Raw genomic sequence first — 320 nt, 5'->3', positions numbered from 1 at the left:
TCACGGTGAAGGATCGTTTGGGGGATGCGACGCTCGTTGATCCTACTCGTTATGTGTTGCAGCGCGATAATCAGCGGCCAAAAATTCAGGCCACTGGCGCGTGTCTACCCACCGTTCCGCTTGGCGGTCTTGTCGAGGTTATTTTCACGGCTGGAGTTCGTGGTGCGTGGGAAGGGATGCCGGCGGATTTGGGCCAAGCGATGTTCTTGCTTGCGGCACATTTCTACGAGCATCGAACCGAAGGGGAAGGCAATCGCGGGTCTATGCCATTTGGTGTGTCATCGCTGATTGAGCCTTACCGGACAGTTCGAATTCTAGGT

Annotated in this window: 1 protein-coding gene; it reads left to right on the top strand. The window is 55.3% G+C overall.

The features are described from left to right. The coding region (locus AB9F29_RS21755) for a head-tail connector protein (RefSeq protein ID WP_369757229.1) at nt 1-320 on the top strand (320 nt) is incomplete at both ends.

The organism is Falsihalocynthiibacter sp. S25ZX9, assembly GCF_041205405.1.
GTDB classification, from domain to species: Bacteria; Pseudomonadota; Alphaproteobacteria; order Rhodobacterales; family Rhodobacteraceae; genus Falsihalocynthiibacter; species Falsihalocynthiibacter arcticus.
The sequence above is the reverse complement of the archived record's forward strand: the minus strand, read 5'-3'. Positions and strand labels throughout refer to the sequence as shown.